We start from the raw sequence: 17277 nt of genomic DNA, 5'->3' as shown, positions 1-17277 counted from the left end.
CGGGGCCGTCATCGTCAGCCCGCCAGCGCGATGATGCCGTCGCGCATGCCATAGGCCGCAGCCCCGGCGACGGTGAAGACGAACACCACCACCCCGGCCATGCGGCTGAACATCGCGGCGATCAGCGCCAGCAGCAGGCCGGCGGTGACGGCGATCGGCACGAAGTTGACGTCGAACACCGCCTGCCAGGAGAACAGCTCGGCGCCCAGCTCGGCGATCACCTGGGCGCGGGCCGGCAGCGCGGCGCCGGCCAGCACCAGCGCCGGGGCGAGCGCCCGGCGCACACTACGCATCCACTCCATGAGGTCCTCCACCGTCTGCGTCTCCCGCCCCCAGCGGGCGGAGCACGAAGCCCTGGGCCGGGTCGTAGCCCTCGACCCGGACGATCTCGTTGACGAAGCGCCGGCCGGTGCTGTCGCGCGCGAGATGCACCACCGCGTGCACCGCGCGGGATATCCAGCGCATCTGCAAGGCATCCATGGTGATGCCGCCCAGCCCGACCATCTGGGCGATGCGGTCGAGCGCGTCCCAGGCCGAGCCGGCGTGCACCGTGCATAGGCCGGGATGCCCGGTGGTCCACCCCACCACCATCTGCCGTGCCTCGGCGCGGCGCACCTCGCCCAGCACGAGATGCGTCATCGGCACCCGCAGGGCGCCGGCCACCAGCGTCTCCAGGGTCACCGGCGGCTCGGCTTGCGGGTCGGCCAGCATGGTGTAGGCGAAGGGACATGGCGGCTCGAACTCATAAGGGTCCTGCAGCACCGCCGGCAGCCCCTCCATCAGGGCCGGCTCCTCCAGGCAGGCACGCAGCAGCGTCGTCTTGCCCGTATCGACATCGCCGGCGATCACGATGGTGCGGCGCTCCAGAATCAGCCGGCGGATCAACGTCACCTGGATTGTTGTCGCAGCTCCCGAGGCGGCCCAGTCGTCGAGCGTCACGCGTCCGCGGTAGGGCCGGCGGATCGAGCAGGAGGGCCCGGTGGTGACAGGCTCGATGTCGGCGTGGATGCGCTCGCCGGTGACCGGCAGCACGGCGTCGAGCGTCGGGCGGTCGCGGCGCAGCTCCTTGCGGTGGAAGCCGGCGACCAGCGCCAGGAACCGCATGACGTCCTCCGCGCCGACCTCCCGGACGAAGCGCGGCTCCGGCCCGTCCTTCACCACCACGCGGCAGCGGGTGCAGCCTCGGCGGGGTGGCAGCACCAGAACGTTGGCGACACCACCGGACAGCAGGTCGCCGAACAGCGCCTCGCGCAGCCGCTCCAGCGCGTACAGGAGCAGCGCGCCCCGGTCGGGGTCGGCGGCCGGGCCGGTCATGCCTCGCCCTCGGTGCCGGAAGCCTTGGGATGGAAGCCGTCGTGCACCTGCACCTTGGGGCTGGGGCGGCGCGGGTGGCCGAGCCGCTCGTGGACGGCGGCCTTGGTCTCGGCGACCGCGGCCGGGTCGAGGTCGTGCACCAGGTTGAGCACCGCGACGACGGTGATCACCAGGTCGTCGATGCGGGCGACGGTGGCCTCGAGCCGCTCGGTCTTCGCCCGCTCGCCGGCGATGGCGTCGAGCCCCTTGTCGAGCACGTGGATCACCGCGTCGCTCAGCGTGCGCAGGCCCTGGCGGGTCTGCACCAGCTCGATCTGATCGGCGATCACGGTGGGCACGCGGGCGGAGATCGGCCGGGTGGCCATGGCGTCGGACGGATCGGTCATGTCCAGATCCTCGGAGGCTTGCGGCGCGAGGCGGTGGGGGCCGGATCGACAGCGGCATCGGGTGCTCCGGCGCCGAGCCAGCGGTTGGCATCGGGCCGGGGCGTCCAGACCCGGACCGGCGGCCCGTAGAGCCCGACCCAGCGCGGATCGGCGTAGGGGTGGAGCCGCCGTCCGCGGATCGGCTTGCCGTAGCCGAAGACGATCAGCTCGTCGCCATCCATCTCCAGGGCGGCGTGCATCGGCAGCACCGGCCGGCGGTCGAGGCGGACGCCGCGGCTGACGGTGGGCAGCAGGTCGAAGACGCCGCGGGACGTGCTGCGCGTCGGCACCTCCTCGACCGCCTCACCCACCATCCGGCTGATCCGCTCGGCCTCGTCCGAGGAGTTCGGCCGGAACACCACCAGCCGGCAGTTGGCCGACAGCCCCTTGCCGTACTGCTCCTCGACGTCGCCCAGGCTCTGGGCCAGCAGCAGCAGGCGGATGCCGTACTCGCGGACATAGCGGATCCACTCGGCGGCCTCGGCCATGTGGAACTGCAGGAACTCGTCGAGCACCACCAGCAGCCGCCAGCGCCGCGCCCTTCCGTCGTCGGCGAGGTTGCGGTCGACGGTGAGGAAATCGACCATCTGGGTGAGGATCAGCTTGAACACCCGGCGCAGCCGGCGGGCGTCCATCGGCCGGGCCACGATGTAGAGCGTCACCGGCCGCTCGCCCGCCACCAGATCCGCGATCGAGAAGTCGCTGGCGGCGGTCTGCGCCTCCAACACGGAATCCTCGAACTCGGCGAGCAGCACCGATCCGGTCACGTAGACCGACTTGCGGTAGTGCAGGCTCTTGTCGACGGTGCCACCGCCGCGCTCGGTCTTCGGCTTGCCGTCGTCGCGGTCCTCTTCGGCCGCGGCGACGCTCTTGTCCCACAGCTCCTGGGCGGCGCGCCCGGCGGTGGGGTGGATGCCCGCGGCCAGCATGAGCCGCAGCCCGTCGTCGCCCAGCAGGATGTGGCGGCGGGCGCCGGCCAGGGTCTTCTCGCTGTCGGCCGCGGCGGTGAGCAGGAAGACGAAGACGCCGGTGAGGTAGGAGAAGGCGGCGTTGCGCCAGTGCCCCTCCTTCTCGCCCTCGGTGAGGATGCGGGCGGCGTGCTGGCAGTCGGGCACCAGATGGGTTCCCGGCCGCACCGCCATCAGCGGGTTGTAGCGCGCACCGCCGGGCCGGGCGAGGTCGAGCACGACGACGTCGCCGGCTCGCTCGCGCGCCGCCCCGCTGTCGTGGACCAGCGAGCCCTTGAAGTCCCAGACCACGGCGCTGTCGCGCCAGCCCGTGAACAGCGTGGGCAGCACCGTGGTGGTGGTCTTGCCCGAGCCGGTGGGGCCGATCACCAGGACCGGCTGCATGGTGCGCTCGCGCAGCAGGCGTCGCCCGTACGCACCGAGCAGGATGGCGGAGGGATCCGTCATCGTACGGCTCTCACAGAAGGCCGCTGCGACGGACGTCGCCACGGCGGGCCCAGCGGCCGGCGCCGAAGCGGCCCAGCCGGTCGCCGCGGCCGTCGAGCCAGGCCCGTATGGCAAGCGCCACCGCGGCGGCGACGCACAGCCCGACCGCCGCAACAACGATCCAGCGGTCGGCCGGGGCCAGGAGCTCGTGCCACCCGACGAAGGCGCCGGGCGGGTAGAGGGCGATCCCGGCCAGCCGCCAGCCGCCGAACGCCGGCGGCCAGGCGAAGACCCAGCCGACCAGCTCGGTGACGACGGCCACCACCAACAGCCAGACCGCGGCGTAGCCAACGAGACGGAGAGCGAAAGGCCGGTTCACAGCTCGCGCCCTCCCGGCTCCTGCCGTCCCTCCCGTTCCCGGCCACGCTCCTGGCGCAGGCGCTCCATCTCGATGAGCTGGCGCTCGTAGGTCTGGCGCTCGCGCTCGGTCATGCAGCCCAGGCGGTCGGTGGTCACCTCGACGGCGTCGAAGCGCAGCCAGCGCGACACCACGTCGGGCTCGAGGTAGAGGTCGCGGTCGTTCCGGACGCCGCGCAGCATGATGTGAAGGTGCTGGTTGCCGTCCGGGTGGGCCATGTCGGGCTTGCGCTCGACCGCGGCGACCCATTCGAGCTCGCCGACCCGGCGCTCCCAGGCGGCCACGACGTCGCGGCCGTAGGACACCATGTCGTCGATGCGGTGGCCGTCGTTCGGGCTGACGATGACGTGGAAGACGCGGCGGTCGTTCGACCACGCTTCGGCGACGGCGTCCTTGTCGATGCCGGTGCGGTCACGATCGAACAGCGGCCCCTCCTTGACCAGGTAGTTGGCCAGGACCGCCACGGTGTTCGGATAGGCGCCGCGGGCGCGGTCGTGGTAGAGCACCTTGACGGTGACCGGGCGGGCGTAGGCGCCGGCCTGCGGCGCGGCCCCCTTGACGCGCACCCGCTGCATCGGCCGGCGGGTGTAGGCGCGGGCCAGGCGCCGGCCGCGGTCGGCCAGCGCCTTCATACGGGCCTTGAAGCCGTCGTCGGCGCTCAGGCCGTCGAAGATCGAACCGCGCCACCCCATCGGGACATCGCTCCTTGCCCTGCCGTGGCCGGCACCCTGCGGGACCGGTCAGCGGCGTAGACGATGCCGCCGGGCAGGACGCAAGAACAGAAATCAATCGGGTAGCGGGAAATCAGGCTCCGTATGCGCATGAATTCCGGAAGCGCCTTCCCAATACAGACAAACCATTGATACACAAGACCGCAACCGCCCGCCGCATACGCCCTTTTATCTTGCTGACCCGTATATTCACCCCTCCACACACGCGCCCAATCTGCGCCTCCATTCCTTCCTGGAGCGTCCGGCCTCCTGTATTTTTGCGATCACCTGCGACGCCGCGCCCAAGCCGGCCGTCATCCGCTCCGGCCTTGCCTGCCCAGTCGAAGGATTCATATGATTCGGGAAAGCCGAGTCATACGAGGAATGCCGACGATGCGTGTCTCCACCGCCGAGTTCATCAAGGGGTACGGCGCGCTGGCCGATAAGGCGCTCAGCGAGCCGGTGACGATCACCAAGAACGGCCGTGACCGTCTCGTGCTGCTCTCGGCCGAGGAGTACGCCCGCCTCAAGCGCCGCGATCGCCGCGTCGTCGAACCCGGCGACCTGACCGACGCCCAGCTCGAGGCACTGCGGCTGGCCGAGGTGCCGGCCGGGCACGACCATCCCGATGCCGACCTGCACGATCCGGCCGCTTGATCGACGCCTCCGACCGGCATAATTATACCCTGTGCATGGGCATCTTTTTCGGGGTTGGGCATGGCGTTCGGGATGGACACGACGCTGACGGCGCGCGAGGCCTCGTTCGTGGCCGACGTGGGCTACGACGTGGTCACCAGGGCCTTCGAGGACCGCCGTGTCACCACGGTGGCCGGGCGTCCCCGGCAGCGGACGCTCGACCTGCGCGGTACCCTCCAGCTCGCGGTGGCGGAGCGGCTCAAGCGGTACCCGGCTCCGGTCAAGAAGCGCATCGAGGGGAAGGTCGCGGAAACGATCCGGGAGGCCCGCGCCCTCGCCGACGTCCGGGACGTCGCCCACACCGAGCGGATGGTGGTGACGACGTTCCGCACGTCCGAGCTTGCCCGGCTGGCGGCGGAACGTCTGGCGACGATCGATCGCATGCGCGCCCTGATCGCCGTGGACGAGGACGTGCAGGGCGGCGCGCCGACCTTCAAGGGAACCCGTGTGCTGGTCCGCCACATCGCCGGCCTCGTCCGGAACAAGATCGACCGTCGGGAGATCATGGAGGATTTCCCGGAGGTCACCGACGGGATGATCGAGCTTGCGATCCTCTTCGACCGCTTGTACCCCCAGCGGGGAAGACCCGCCGCCAAGGGCCGCGGTGTGTGAAGTACCGGTTCCTGATCGACGCCAACCTGTCTCCGGTGCTCGAGGCGGCTGCGTGGGATCGCGGGCACGAAGCGTATCATGTCCGCACCCTCGGCCGGGAAAACGACGGGGACCCCGTCCTTCTCGCGCTGATCGAGGCCGAAGGCTACACGCTCGTGACCAACAACATCGTCGAATTCCGCGCGCGCTACCGGAACCGCCAGCTCCTTCACGCCGGCGTCGTGTTCATCGCCCAGGCCACGCGCGGCCGGCGTTTTCAGCTGGGAGCCTTCGAAGCCGCCCTCGAGCACATCGCCGCCCACGGCCCGATCGACGCCATGGAGGTGCTTGTTCAACCGGACCCGGCGACCGGCTACGTGGTGGCCACGAACCCGCTTCCCTGACCGGCCGTCATCCCAAGGGCCGGGAATCAGGCGTGGTCGGCCCGGTCCTCGTGGCGGGGAACCAGGGCCGTCCGAAGCGGATCGGGCGCCGAACCGCACCGCCCGCGCGCCGGTCAGCGTCCTTCCCCCTCCGGAAAGCGGTCCTCGAGCAGCGCGCGCAGCAGCGCCGCCATGGTGACGCCCTTGCGGAATGCGGCGACCTTGATCCGGCCGCGCAGCTCCGGCGTGATGTCCACCGTCAGCCGGGCGGTGTGGATCTCCGCCCTTGGCTGCGGCTTGCCGTCGCGCACCCAGGCGTCCGGCGTGGTCGGCCGGGCACCGAAGCCGATGGGTCCGCTCATCGGTTGGTCTCCCGCAGTTCGGCGGCCAGAGCGGCGATCTCACGCGCCGCCGTGGAGCACGGTTCCAGCTCGAAGGCCAGCCGGCCGGTGCGGGCACTCTGGGCGAACACCACCCGCTGGCCGACCGCCGTGACCAGCACAGGCGGCACGATGCCGGCCAGCTCGCGGCGGGCGGCGTGCAGCAGCCGGGTGCGGGCGATGCAGCGGTTGAGCACGAAGCGGGCGTCGAGACCGGGCCGCCAGCCGCGCGCCTCGTCGAGCAGGCGCAGCAGCTCGGCCGAGGCCCAGGCGTCGAACGGGCTGGGCTGCACCGGGATCAGCACGCGCCCGGCGGCCAGGATCGCCGAGCGCGCCAGGGCGGTGACCCGCGGCGGGCCGTCGATGATCACGTGCTCGACCCCGGATGCCAGGTCGGGCACCTCGCGGTGCAGGGTTTCCCGCGCCAGCCCGATCATGGCGAACAGCCGGGGCAGGCCCTCGCGGTTGCGCCGCTCGGCCCAATCGAGCGCCGAGCCTTGGGGATCGGCGTCGATCAGCAGCACCCGCCGGCCCTGCCGAGCCAGCTCGCCGGCAAGATGCAGGGCGAGCGTCGTCTTGCCGACGCCGCCCTTCTGGTTCAGGAACGCCGCGATCATGGCCGTCTCCACGGGCGGCCGGACGAATCATCCACAGGGGCGGGATTCGGTGAGTCAGCCGCCAAGAGTCTGTTATAGAGAGAGGTTATAAAGTTATAGGGCCGGATTTCCGAAGCGGGACAAGATGATAACGCCGAGTCGGCGGGGCGATGTCCCGTGATTCGGCATGGTGATGTCCCGCGTTCCTCCCATTCCGATCGCCCGAGCTCTTCCGCCGCCAATCCACAGCCCTGTGTGGATGGGCACGGGCTTTCGGGGTGGCGGACGAAGCGCAGGCGCTCCTCGCCGCCGCCCCGCTCCACGGTGAGCCGGTAGCCCGGCAGGCCGGACGCGGCGATCCGCCGGATGCGGGGTACGAATTCGACGTAGCGCACCCGGCTGCCGCTGCGGGCGTGCAGGCGGCGCAGGCCGATCGCCCCGCCGCCCCGCTGCCGGCCGCCCATCTTGCGCACCAGCCGGTACAGCCAGCGCGCCGTACCGCCGGTGAGGCCGAAATAGGCCGGGTCCAGCCGCAGCACCCGCCGCTCGCGCGCCGCGGCGGACAGCCATTCCGGCACGGTCAGGCAGACGCCGTTCCCCGTGGTCTCCCAGCCATCCAGCCACGTGAACCGTGCCGGCTCCGGCAACGGGGCGCGCAGGGAGGTCTCGACCCGGGTGGCCGCCAGCCGGTCGAATGCGGCGCGCAGCCGCGCGTAGTCGCTGCGGCCGGTGCCGCGGCCGAGGAAGCGCAGAATTTGACGGGGCGGTGCTTCAAGGCGCGCCCCCGGCGTCAGCCCGGCATCGAGCGCCTCGACGATCTGGCTCACCGCCCAGATCAGCACATCGGCGTCCCACACCGTGGCGATGCCCAGGGAACCGGCCGGCTCGACCCGCAGGCGCACGGTCGCATGATCGAGACGGATCGGCTGGTGCCGCGGCGTCTTGGCCAAGCTGAACCACGGCCAGACCATCAGGTCGCGGAGGTCGCGCGGGGCGGCGGCCTCGAGGACCGCCGGAAACGGACGTTGCGGCATGGCCGGTCTCCGTCAGCGGCGCCGGGCCGGCGGCACGCCGCCGGATCCGGGATCGGAGGTGGATGTCCGCAGGCCGCGGTCGGCCCAGGCCTGCAGGTCGGCCAGGGCATAGACGACGCGGCCGCCGATCTTGCGGTAGCGCGGGCCGGTGCCGTAGACGCGGTGCTTCTCCAGCGTCCGGCCCGACAGGCCGAGCAGACGCGCGGCCTCGGGCGTGCGCAGAAAGCGCGGCGGCAGACCGCCGGTGGGATCGTGCATGGTGGGGCCTCCGTTGATCGGAGCGCGCCGCCTCGGAAGCCGGCGCGCGATGGCGGGAGGCTCGCGGGAACCGGGAAGGGCCAGGGAGGGGAAAGACCAAGGCGTCCGAATTCCCCCCGGTCCCGAACCGCCGAACCTACGCCGGGCTGCGCCCCGGCCTGCCGGCCAGCAGATCGCGGTAGCCGCCCTCCATCAGGCGGTGGCCACGGCGGATCAGATAGCGGGTCCGGTCGCGCAGCGGGCTGTCGCGCAGCCAGTCGGCCGCGACACGGTCGGCGCCGAACACCGCGGCGGCGGTCTTGCGCACGCTGGCGCCGGCGAGGCTGGCGTCGAGCGCCTGCAGAGAGCGCCGTAGGAGGGTGGTCTGGTTGGTGGTGAGGTCGGGCGGCGGGACCACCCCCGTCATCCAGGCGGCCAGTCGCCCGATGGCTGCGATCTGCGGTGCCGGCAGCCGGTCGAACGAGACGGCCGCGCGCAGCGGCGTTCCCGGTGGTGGCAGTTCAGGAGCCTCGACCAACAGGCGTCGTTCCCGCGGTCCGTCGGCGAGGACGACGTGGACGCCCTCGTGCGTCACCAGTGTGGCGCGGCGTCCCGGCCCGGCCAGCGGGTCGGCCCCCGCTCGCAGCGGCGGCGAGCCCGGCGGGGCCGGCACCAGCCGCACAAGGCCGGGGAGCAGGTCGGGCCGCCAGAAGATGGTGGTATCGGCGGCGTCCCGGTCAGGATTTTCGGCGAAAGGTCAGGCCCCAGCGAACACCGTTGTCGGACCTCGGCCGCGACTCCGCCGCCTGCACCTCGGCCCGGTACTCGGGGTTGCGGCGCAGGAACTCCCACGCCCAGCCCGACACCGGCAGATCGACCAGGTCGGCGTAGTCGCTGCTGGACCGCCAGTCTCTCGTGCCCATCACAACGCCCTCATCGTCACGGGAGGGGGGGCTGGACGCCCGTCGATTCCGTGAGATGTGGAGCGTGGCCGCGGCCAGCGAGCCTGAGCGGGGCCGGCACGTCCGTGGCCGGCCCCACAACGCCGCCTCCGACGGCCGGCAAACCGTTGGTAAGGCTGAATTCTCCCGATGCGGCCCGGTATCCACACACCGATTTCGCACCGCAGCGATGATGGCTTAGCCCGACCGGAGCAGATGGCGGTAGCCGCTCTCGCTCATCCATCGGGCACGGGCGAGGTGGCTGGCATGGACGCGCCGGGCACGCTCGGGATCGGCCGCCGGATCGAGTCGCAGGACGACCCGCGCCACCTCGTCCGGATCGGCGCCCGCCGCCTCGGCGTCCAGCAGACGCAGGTAAGTGACCAGATGCAGCCGATCGTAGTCGGTCAGCGTGGGAGCGGTGGGTGCTTCGTCGAACACCGGCGCGTCGAGGCGGGGCTTCTTCATGCGTGCGCCCCCCTCGCGGGCCCGGATCGGCCGGACGCGCCGCCAACACCGCGATCCGGCAAGGCATCACGCAGGACGAACCGGCGGATCGGCCGGAGGGCGATCGCGACCACGCCGCCCGTATGGAGCGGTGTATGCATAGGACGGCGGCGGCGACCGGCGGTTGGCCGGCGCGCACGCCCAAGGTCCATCCCGGCGATCTCCCAGCCCTGCCTCCCGGTCATCTGCCCCCCTCCGAACGGCGTCACGAGTCTTGAGCGGATCGGCGCGTCGCGCAAGCATACGGGAGTATGATGCCTTTCGTCTGCCACAATTCTCTTGCCGCACACCAGTTCGCGCATCAAACAGTCATTGGCCGGATATCGTCCGCATTTTGCGCATATGCCCATGAATCGCGGGTCTATGCTTCCGGTTCAGATCCGGAATCCCGGCTTTACGGAAGGTCGGTTCCGTGTGCCGGCGGATCACCGCCGCGGCGTGTGCGGCCTTGCCCCAGAATGCGCATACTGGGATATGATGCGTCCCGGGCATCAGCGCAGCCGGGTCTGCCTCTCACCGGATGGCCTGCCCGCCTCACATGAGTTCACGTAACGTGAAATCAATATCCTCTTCGGTGTTAACTGACTTGGGAAAAGCCCCTGCGGCACTCTTGCGGCGTGACCCACCCACCGCCCCCTCCGCACAGCCGCAGCGAGATCGGCCGCCGCCTCAAGGCGACGCGGCTGGCACTCGGCCTGCGGGCGCGCGACCTCCACCACGCCACCGGGATCGGTGAGAGCGCGTGGTCGCAGTATGAGAACGGCCGGCGCTTTCCCGATCTGATGCAGATGCTGCCCTTCGCCGACCGTTTCGGAGTGCCGCTCGACTGGATTTATCGCGGCATCATCGGCGCCGTGCCTTTCGACCTGGCGCAACGAATCCTGGCGCAACTCGGCACACCGGCGGACGCCGCTGGCGCGACAGCGGAGACTCCCGGCGACGGCCCGACCTGACGTCCGCTCATTCTTTCACGCTACGTGAATTTCTTCGTTGATGAGTTTCACGACGCGTGAAAGAATTCGCTCGACTGCCACTCGGGCCGACCGGCCGGGGTGGCACCGGTGAAGCGGGGCGCGGGCGGGATTGACGATGGCGGGTCCGGGCAAGACCAAGGAGCGGACGGAGTCGGTCGGCGGTCGGCGCTACCCGTCGTGGCAGGTCTGCCGGAACGTGGTCGTCACCGGCCGCCGCACGACGGTGCGCATGGAGGCCGCGTTCTGGGACGGTCTGGCGGAGATCGGCCGGCGCGAGGGGCTGGAACTGAACCAGCTCTGCAGCCTGGTCGACCGGCGCCGCGGCGGCGTGAAGCTGACGCCGGCCCTGCGCATGTTCGTGGTCGGGTACTTCCGCGTGGCGGTTCCCGGCCGCCTCCCGCCCCCGGCGGAAGCGGCGAGGACGTCGCCGCTATTCCGCTCCGCCCTGGGAGCGATCGGCTGAACGCTCGGCGTGGGCGGGGTCATCCCCCGCCGTCCAGGAACGCCCGCTCGGCGTCCTCGATGCGGTCGAAGCGGCTCAGCCGCGCCATCCGGCGGACCCGCCGTCGGGAATCCACGATGCACACGGCGGTGTAACCGTAGCCGCGGAAGACCCCGAGGATGGCGACCCGTTCGAAGCCTGCGTCACCATCGTCATCGGCGCTGCCATCGGCGCCCAGGTTGCGCTCGGCGATGCGGCCGTCCCAGTGGAGGTCGGCGGCCTCCGCGGCGATGACGCGCTCGACCAAGGCCATCAGGCCCTCGGCCCCGAATTCCCGGCGCAGGCTCTCGACCAGGTCGGGGAAGTGGTCGAACGCGGCGTGCGGATGCGTGACGGTGCAGGACATGGAGACCTCCGGGGTTGACGTCCTCCTCATCGAGGACGCCGCCCGGCGTCAGCCGGCGGGGCGGCGGTCAGGGACGCCCGCACGGGCGCCGCCGGGAGGCGGGGCGCGGGGGAGCCGGAATGCGGGAGTGGAGCGCCAGCGGAACGGGAGCATTGCGGGGGGACCGCGTCTCCTTGACCGCCACCCCGCCCCGGCTGGCAGGCTGGAAGGATCGAGACGAGGCCCTTTTCCTCTTTCTCCGCTTTTCCTTGTTCCGCCTCGGAGCGGCCGCCGCGCACCGGCAGGATCACCGCAATTCCGGAAAGCCGGAAAGGCCCCCTGCCGCGGTGACCCGCGGCAGGGGGCCGGGGCTCGGGATCAGGGATCGCGGGGCTCCCAGAGGGCGATGTGGGTGATGCCGTCCTCACCCGGACGCTCCAGCTTGACGAGCCGGGCACGCAGCCATTGCGGGCCGAACTCGGGTGCGCCCAGCTTGAGGTTCAGGTAGGTCTCGCCGCTGGTCCTGGCGGTCTGGCTCCACCCGGCGCCGACCTCGTAGCGCTGGCCGTTCCCGGCATAGACACGATGGTCGGGGGCACTGTCGGAAGCCCGCGCCACCGGAACGATGGTGAGGCCGGCGGTGACGTTCAGGGTCTTGAGGGTGCCGGTGAAGCTGCCGTTGTCGAGGCGGGTGAAGGTGCCGAGGGTGATGGCCATGGTAGGTCTCCTGCTCGCTGGTTCGCGGGGACCATCCCTGCGATGGCTCCGGCGGACGAGCCCGCAAGGCGCACCGTTGCACCCGGAGCGTCGGCGACGGGCCGGAACGCCAGTGGAGGACCCGGAGGGCGGGGAAATTTGTCTCGCGAGGAATGCCGGGCACCGGCAGGGGAAATCTCCCCGCCCGCAGGGTTGGAGCGGAGCGGCGCGGGCTCTACGCCACCGGGAGCAAGCAGGGCTGGTTCCTGCGATCGGCACGGGTGCCGGAGATGCCAAGGCCGGACGCTTCACCGACTTTGCGGAACGGTGGAATTCCGGACATACGGAAAACCGCAACTGCGGCATACGCCCCGCATGCTGTCCGGGACAGCGGCGGCGGTCTGTCCCGGCCGGGCCTGTGCCGGTGACGGACATGGATGACGGCGAGGCCTGCTATGGGGACTGGTGGGGCTCGGGACGCCGATGTGTGGCCGGTGCGGCACATCCGAAGGCACCGGCCGGCGGCAAACTCCTTGCGCTGGTAGATGTCGCCATCACCCCCGCCGGCGTTCGGTTCACAGTCCACGACATCCGGGTCAGCCGGGAGATCCCGCAGGACAAGCACGCAACCTCGGTCGCGTCGCCGCTGCATCGCGACCTCGATGACCGCTGAACGGGCACGGTGTCGTTCCCGGTGTACGTCCGTCAGCCGATCACGAACCCCATTCTCGACGCCTGGGTCGAGGCCGGAGGGTGCCTCCGAATGGACGAGGAATAGGGTACGAGCGATCCCTGTGCGTCATGACAGGTTGCCGTCCTGCCGGTGCCGCCAGCGGCATCGGCAGGACGGCAGCACAGCATTTCGCGCAGCTCGGCATGAAGCTGGTGCTGTTCGACACCGACGGGCTGGCGCTGAACGCCGTAGCCACCGGGCTTGGCGGCGAATTCCGCACCCTGGCCGGGGATGTGTCGAGGCCGGCCGCCCTGGAGCGGCTTCGCGATCCCGCCCCGGACGCCTTCGGGGCCATGCTGGGCGAGTTCCTTGGCGACACCGGCGCCGATGCCACACGAACCGCCGGTGACCATGGCGGCCTTGCCGGATAGCGCCTTGCTCATGATTCGGTGTCCCCGTTTGCAAGCAACGGAAACACCACTGTTGTGTAGAGCCTATTGGCTCGGCTCAGACGACGGCAGTTGGCCAATCCCGCACTCTGTAATCAGAATTCGGTACCATGACTCTGATCGCCAAGGTGTCAATCGGGATGGAAGCGGCACCTCTTGACAATTTTGCGTGGCCGAATAGACGTTGAATGTATCGTGCAAAATGCCCGTGTACCTCTATCACACCGCCGGCATCTGGGAGACTCTATATGAGTGAGCAGCATCATTCATTACGGAACTCTCCATGAATTTCCCTCTTCCATTGCTCGCCGTTCTCCCAGATATTCACGTCCGCGACCGTGTTGATCAGAGCTTCCGCCGGATCACTTTACGTGTTCGGCCAACGGCCACGACGGCCGCCTGCACCGGATGCGGCACGGCCTCGTGCTGCTTTCGCGCCTGCTGCTGGCGCTGCCTGGGTGACGTGGCGTGCAGAAGTGCTACTGCATTCTCACCAGGACCGGAGCCAAGCTGTCAGAATTGGCGTCGACCGGTCCATGGAAATCACTGTATCTCGATGACCGGCGGGACCCCGCGACTCCCGCCGCTTGACGTATGGTGAAGAAAGATGCCCTGCCCCTGCGGCTCCGGCCGGACCTACGACGATTGCTGCGGCCCGATCATCGCCGGCGCGCCGGCACCGACGGCCGAGGCGTTGATGCGCTCGCGCTACACCGCCTATGTCCGCGGTGCGCTCGACCATGTCGAGCGCACGCACGCCCCCGAGATCCGCGCCGACTTCAACCGCGCGGAGGCCGAACGCAACGTCGCGGAGGTGGAGTGGCTGTCGCTCGACGTCCAGCGGGCGGAGGAGGACGGTGACGCCGGCACCGTGGAGTTCACGATCCGCTTCCGCCGCGACGGGCAGGAGCTCCGCCACCACGAGCTCTCCCGCTTCCGGCGGGAGGACGGGCACTGGTTCTACGTGGACGGCGACGTCAATCCCAAGCAGCCGCCGCGCCGCATGGTCAAGGTCGGCCGCAACGATCCCTGCCCCTGCGGGTCCGGCAAGAAGCACAAGAAGTGCTGCGGGGCCTGACCGGACCACCGGGGATACGGTGATGGAGCGGCGTTTCCACTGCACCGCCTGCGGCAAGTGCTGCCACGGCGTCCTGCCGCTGACGCCGGAGGACGCGCTGGAGCACGCCGGCCGCTTCCCGCTGGCGATGATGTGGATGCCGGTGTCCAAGGGGAAGAAGGCCTTCGCGCTGGCCGAGCGGCTCGGGGTGACGGTGCGGCTGCGCGACCGCCGGGCGGCGGCCGTGCACATCGTGCCGGCCGCCTATCTGCCGGCCAGCTTCGCCTGCCCGGCGCTGGCGCCGGACGGGCTGTGCGGCATCCACGACGCCAAGCCGCTGCGCTGCCGCACCATGCCCTTCTACCCGTTCCGGGAGGAGGCGGAGCAGGCCGACCTGCTGGTGCCGCGGGCCGGCTGGCTGTGCGACATCTCGGCGGCGGCGCCGGTGGTCTACCGCGACCGCACGATCCTCGACCGCGGCGACTTCGACCGCGAGCGGACGGCGCTGGAGCGGCAGGCGCCGGTGATGCGGACCTACGCCGCCTATGCGCTGAAATACACGCCCTGGGTCCTGGATTCGCTGACGACCGCGGCGGCGAAGCCGGCCGGCGCCTCGGTGTTCACCAGCCTGTCGTCCTTCCTGACCGCCACCCGGCGGGCGGACGCGTCGGAGCTGGCGCGCCGGCAGCTTCCCGTGCTGACCGACCACGCCGCCCGCACCGCCGGCGACCCGGCTCTGGCCGAGCACCACCGCAACTACGCCGGCTGGGCGCGGGAGATGGAGCATCTCGCCGGACGCCCGGGTTCCTGACCGCGCCAGGGCCGCGTCCGTTCAGGTGGGCTGCGGCCATTCGCCGTGGTGGTCGTCGATGACGAAGGCGTGGCTGTGGCGCAGCGGCCCGTGCCGGTGGGGATGGACGTGCGGTTCCCGCCCGTCCCAGCCGTCGTGGTGGTGCTTGTGGTGCTCGTCATGGACGTGCGGGTGCTCGTGGGTGTGGGGACCGTGGGTGTGCTCCACCTCCACCGGATCCCCCGCCGGCCAGAGGACCATGGCGAGCGCGGTGCAGGCGGCGGCGAGCCCCCCCAGCACCAGCGCGGTGACACCCAGCCCCGCCGCGGCGCCGAGCCAGCCGGCCAGCGGGTAGGCCAACAGCCAGGCGGCGTGGCTGAGCCCGAACTGGGCGGCGAACAGCGCCGGCCGCTGCTCCGCGTGGGCCGAGCGGCGCAGCAGGCGGCCGGTGGGCGTCAGCACCGCCGCGTTCGCCAAGCCCAGCGTGAACCACAGCGCCAGCAGCGCCGCCCAACTCCCCGCGGAACGCCCCGCCAGCAATGCGGCCAGCGCCAGCAGGCCCGCCGCCAGCAGGCCCGCACCGGCCAGCATGACGGGCCGGTCGGCCACCCGTTCCAGCAGCCGCGGCAGGGTAAGGGCGAGCAGCATCGACCCGGCCCCGTAAGCGGCGAGCAGGACCGCCACATCGGCATCCGTCCCGTCCAGCAGCCCCCGCACCAGCACGACCGTGTTCACGATGACCATGGCCCCGGCAGCGGCCACCGCGCCGTTGAGCGCCAGCAGCCCGCGCAGGCGCGGGGTCTTGAGGTACGCCCGCAGGCCCAGCGTCATGCGCGCGTACACGCCGCCCCGGCCATGGACCGGCCTGGGGGCGGGCAGCGCTGCCGTGCGCACCAGCAGCGCCGACCCGGCGAAGCCGACGACGGTGGCGGCGAACAGGTCGTGGTAGGCGACCACCGTCAGCAGCGCCGCGGCCAGCGTCGGGCTGGCGAGGCTCTCGAGATCGTAGGCGAGGCGGGCCAGCGACAGCGCCTTCGTGTACTCCGCCTCCTCCGGCAGCACGTCGGGGATGGTGGCCTGGAAGGTCGGCGTGAAGGCGGCGGAGGCGGATTGCAACACGAAGATCAGGGCGTAGACCTGCCAGATTTCCGTGACGAAGGGCAGGCACAGGGCGACCGCGGCGCGCAGCAGGTCCATGGTCACCAGGAAGGCGCGCCGGGGCAGCCGGTCGGCGAAGGCGCCGGCCACCGGAGCGACGCCGACATAGGCGACCATCTTGATCGCCAGCGCGGTGCCAAGCACCGCCCCCGCCTCGGCCCCGGCCAGATCATAGGCCAGCAGCCCGAGCGCGACCGTCAGGAAGCCGGTTCCCACCAGTGCGATGACCTGCGCCAGGAACAGATGGCGGTAGGTAAGGTTGAGCAGCGGGGAGAACACGGCACGGCTCACAGATACTTGGTGATGTCGCGCAGCTCCTCGATCACCGGGCGGGAGTCGCGCTGCGGGCCGTTCACGGCGTCCGCCAGGCAATGGTCGATGTGGTCGCGGATCAGCGCCTTCTTCGCCTCGCGCACCGCGCTCTCGACGGCGTGGAGCTGCTGGGCGATGTCAAGGCAGGAACGGCCGGTCTCGATCATCTCGATCGTGCCGCGCAGATGCCCCTCGGCGCGCTTCAGGCGCCGGACGATGTCGGGATGGGAGGCGTGCTGGCTCATGGGATGATCCTATCCTCCCGGAGGGGATCTTGTCCATTGCGCGGCGCGGGCGGATGCGGCCATGATGCGCCGCGTCATCCACCGCCACGGTCCGCATGTCGATTACCTCCCTGATGAATGGCCTCCGTCTCGTCGTCGTGCTGGCGATGGTGGCGGGCGTGCTGTCCTTCGGGAGCCACAGCACCCTGTCCCACGACCCCGGCGCGATCCTCGCGACCCTGGCGGATATCGAGGACGGGGGTGGCCATGGTCACGACCATGATGCGGACGGGGAGCAACCCGTCGGCCACGGCCCCGGCCACAACCCGGTGGACCATTCGCATGTTGCCATGGCCGCCCTGGTGATGCCGGCCACCGCCCCGTCCGCCGCCGGGGCCGTCTGGCACGGCGGGCCGCCACGGCCGGGCGCCAGCGAGCCGCTCTACCCCCTCGACCGTCCGCCACGATCCGGGTTCAGGCCGTAGTCCCGC

General features: G+C 70.9%; 27 protein-coding genes. 10 read left to right on the top strand and 17 right to left on the bottom strand.

All coding sequences use genetic code 11. The annotated features are described in order from the left end of the window. Positions 1-14 precede the first annotated feature (14 nt). The 6 genes from HL658_RS30695 to HL658_RS30670 are packed head-to-tail and all read right to left on the bottom strand — an operon-like array spanning position 15 to position 4243. A complete protein-coding gene (locus HL658_RS30695; protein WP_180283650.1) occupies positions 15-302 on the bottom strand; it encodes a hypothetical protein in 288 nt (95 codons plus the stop codon). After that, on the bottom strand, positions 286-1314 hold the full coding sequence (locus HL658_RS30690) for an ATPase, T2SS/T4P/T4SS family (RefSeq protein ID WP_180283649.1): 1029 nt from the start codon (positions 1312-1314) through the stop codon (positions 286-288). Before HL658_RS30690 ends, HL658_RS30695 begins: the two co-directional genes overlap by 17 nt. Further along, a complete protein-coding gene (locus tag HL658_RS30685; protein WP_180283648.1) occupies positions 1311-1700 on the bottom strand; it encodes a hypothetical protein in 390 nt (129 codons plus the stop codon). The genes HL658_RS30690 and HL658_RS30685 overlap by 4 nt, the downstream gene beginning before the upstream one ends. Then, on the bottom strand, positions 1697-3154 hold the full coding sequence (locus HL658_RS30680; RefSeq protein WP_180283647.1) for a type IV secretory system conjugative DNA transfer family protein: 1458 nt from the start codon (positions 3152-3154) through the stop codon (positions 1697-1699). The genes HL658_RS30685 and HL658_RS30680 overlap by 4 nt, the downstream gene beginning before the upstream one ends. Before the next feature lie 10 nt (positions 3155-3164). Continuing rightward, positions 3165-3512, bottom strand: coding sequence for a hypothetical protein (locus HL658_RS30675; protein WP_180283646.1), 348 nt, complete (start codon positions 3510-3512; stop codon positions 3165-3167). Continuing rightward, positions 3509-4243, bottom strand: a complete 735-nt coding sequence (locus HL658_RS30670; protein ID WP_180283645.1) for a hypothetical protein — start codon at positions 4241-4243, stop codon at positions 3509-3511. Before HL658_RS30670 ends, HL658_RS30675 begins: the two co-directional genes overlap by 4 nt. Before the next feature lie 402 nt (positions 4244-4645). On the opposite strand from HL658_RS30670, the gene HL658_RS30665 reads away from it, so the two are divergent. From HL658_RS30665 to HL658_RS30655, 3 genes are read left to right on the top strand one after another with little or no spacing between them, the layout of a single operon-like run. Beyond that, positions 4646-4918 (top strand): type II toxin-antitoxin system prevent-host-death family antitoxin, encoded by a 273-nt coding sequence (locus HL658_RS30665; RefSeq protein ID WP_211109895.1) that lies wholly within the window; start codon positions 4646-4648, stop codon positions 4916-4918. Positions 4919-4978: 60 nt separating this feature from the next. Beyond that, entirely contained in the window at positions 4979-5569 is a 591-nt protein-coding gene (locus HL658_RS30660; protein WP_180283643.1) for a DUF433 domain-containing protein, read from the top strand. Further along, entirely contained in the window at positions 5566-5952 is a 387-nt protein-coding gene (locus HL658_RS30655) for a DUF5615 family PIN-like protein (RefSeq protein WP_180283642.1), read from the top strand. The genes HL658_RS30660 and HL658_RS30655 overlap by 4 nt, the downstream gene beginning before the upstream one ends. A gap of 113 nt (positions 5953-6065) precedes the next feature. Here the strand turns inward: HL658_RS30655 and HL658_RS30650 are convergent, their stop codons facing one another. From HL658_RS30650 to HL658_RS30620, 7 genes are all read right to left on the bottom strand, one after another. Beyond that, complete coding sequence (locus tag HL658_RS30650) at positions 6066-6293, bottom strand: ribbon-helix-helix protein (RefSeq protein ID WP_180283641.1); 228 nt, start codon at positions 6291-6293, stop codon at positions 6066-6068. Then, positions 6290-6928: a ParA family partition ATPase gene (gene parA / locus HL658_RS30645; RefSeq protein ID WP_180283640.1), complete on the bottom strand. Its 639-nt coding sequence runs from the start codon at positions 6926-6928 to the stop codon at positions 6290-6292. Before parA ends, HL658_RS30650 begins: the two co-directional genes overlap by 4 nt. Continuing rightward, complete coding sequence (locus tag HL658_RS30640) at positions 6925-7941, bottom strand: replication initiator protein A (protein WP_180283639.1); 1017 nt, start codon at positions 7939-7941, stop codon at positions 6925-6927. The genes parA and HL658_RS30640 overlap by 4 nt, the downstream gene beginning before the upstream one ends. A 12-nt stretch (positions 7942-7953) precedes the next feature. After that, a complete protein-coding gene (locus HL658_RS30635) occupies positions 7954-8199 on the bottom strand; it encodes a helix-turn-helix transcriptional regulator (protein WP_180283638.1) in 246 nt (81 codons plus the stop codon). Positions 8200-8335: 136 nt separating this feature from the next. Next, positions 8336-8851 (bottom strand): DUF2285 domain-containing protein, encoded by a 516-nt coding sequence (locus tag HL658_RS30630; protein ID WP_343055390.1) that lies wholly within the window; start codon positions 8849-8851, stop codon positions 8336-8338. Positions 8852-8915: 64 nt separating this feature from the next. After that, complete coding sequence (locus HL658_RS30625; protein ID WP_180283637.1) at positions 8916-9101, bottom strand: transcriptional regulator domain-containing protein; 186 nt, start codon at positions 9099-9101, stop codon at positions 8916-8918. Between the two features lie 216 nt (positions 9102-9317). Further along, the gene (locus tag HL658_RS30620) at positions 9318-9587 is read right to left on the bottom strand and encodes a DNA -binding domain-containing protein (RefSeq protein ID WP_180283636.1); all 270 of its coding nucleotides are present in this window, start codon (positions 9585-9587) and stop codon (positions 9318-9320) included. 656 nt (positions 9588-10243) lie between these two features. Here HL658_RS30620 and HL658_RS30615 point away from each other — a divergent pair. After that, positions 10244-10579: a helix-turn-helix domain-containing protein gene (locus tag HL658_RS30615; RefSeq protein ID WP_180283635.1), complete on the top strand. Its 336-nt coding sequence runs from the start codon at positions 10244-10246 to the stop codon at positions 10577-10579. Positions 10580-10715: 136 nt separating this feature from the next. After that, positions 10716-11063 (top strand): ribbon-helix-helix domain-containing protein, encoded by a 348-nt coding sequence (locus tag HL658_RS30610; RefSeq protein WP_180283634.1) that lies wholly within the window; start codon positions 10716-10718, stop codon positions 11061-11063. Positions 11064-11082: 19 nt separating this feature from the next. Here HL658_RS30610 and HL658_RS30605 read toward each other — a convergent pair whose 3' ends face one another. Next, positions 11083-11448, bottom strand: a complete 366-nt coding sequence (locus HL658_RS30605) for a hypothetical protein (protein ID WP_180283633.1) — start codon at positions 11446-11448, stop codon at positions 11083-11085. A gap of 357 nt (positions 11449-11805) precedes the next feature. Continuing rightward, the gene (locus HL658_RS30600; RefSeq protein ID WP_180283632.1) at positions 11806-12144 is read right to left on the bottom strand and encodes a DUF736 domain-containing protein; all 339 of its coding nucleotides are present in this window, start codon (positions 12142-12144) and stop codon (positions 11806-11808) included. 412 nt (positions 12145-12556) lie between these two features. On the opposite strand from HL658_RS30600, the gene HL658_RS30595 reads away from it, so the two are divergent. The 4 genes from HL658_RS30595 to HL658_RS30580 all read left to right on the top strand — a co-directional run bounded on the left by HL658_RS30595 (position 12557) and on the right by HL658_RS30580 (position 15113). Then, positions 12557-12796: a hypothetical protein gene (locus tag HL658_RS30595; RefSeq protein ID WP_180283631.1), complete on the top strand. Its 240-nt coding sequence runs from the start codon at positions 12557-12559 to the stop codon at positions 12794-12796. 128 nt (positions 12797-12924) lie between these two features. Continuing rightward, a complete protein-coding gene (locus HL658_RS30590) occupies positions 12925-13227 on the top strand; it encodes an SDR family oxidoreductase (protein WP_180283630.1) in 303 nt (100 codons plus the stop codon). A gap of 625 nt (positions 13228-13852) precedes the next feature. Then, a complete protein-coding gene (locus HL658_RS30585; protein ID WP_180283629.1) occupies positions 13853-14323 on the top strand; it encodes a YchJ family protein in 471 nt (156 codons plus the stop codon). A gap of 22 nt (positions 14324-14345) precedes the next feature. Beyond that, entirely contained in the window at positions 14346-15113 is a 768-nt protein-coding gene (locus tag HL658_RS30580; protein ID WP_180283628.1) for a YkgJ family cysteine cluster protein, read from the top strand. Positions 15114-15134: 21 nt separating this feature from the next. Here HL658_RS30580 and HL658_RS30575 read toward each other — a convergent pair whose 3' ends face one another. Further along, positions 15135-16541: an MFS transporter gene (locus tag HL658_RS30575; protein ID WP_425485395.1), complete on the bottom strand. Its 1407-nt coding sequence runs from the start codon at positions 16539-16541 to the stop codon at positions 15135-15137. Continuing rightward, complete coding sequence (locus tag HL658_RS30570; RefSeq protein WP_180283626.1) at positions 16538-16807, bottom strand: metal-sensing transcriptional repressor; 270 nt, start codon at positions 16805-16807, stop codon at positions 16538-16540. The genes HL658_RS30575 and HL658_RS30570 overlap by 4 nt, the downstream gene beginning before the upstream one ends. A gap of 113 nt (positions 16808-16920) precedes the next feature. Here HL658_RS30570 and HL658_RS30565 point away from each other — a divergent pair, with 113 nt between their 5' ends. Beyond that, a complete protein-coding gene (locus tag HL658_RS30565; RefSeq protein WP_180283625.1) occupies positions 16921-17271 on the top strand; it encodes a hypothetical protein in 351 nt (116 codons plus the stop codon). Positions 17272-17277: the final 6 nt, after the last annotated feature.

It is taken from the genome of Azospirillum oleiclasticum (assembly GCF_013423485.1).
Lineage (GTDB): Bacteria > Pseudomonadota > Alphaproteobacteria > Azospirillales > Azospirillaceae > Azospirillum > Azospirillum oleiclasticum.
The sequence above is the reverse complement of the archived record's forward strand: the minus strand, read 5'-3'. Positions and strand labels throughout refer to the sequence as shown.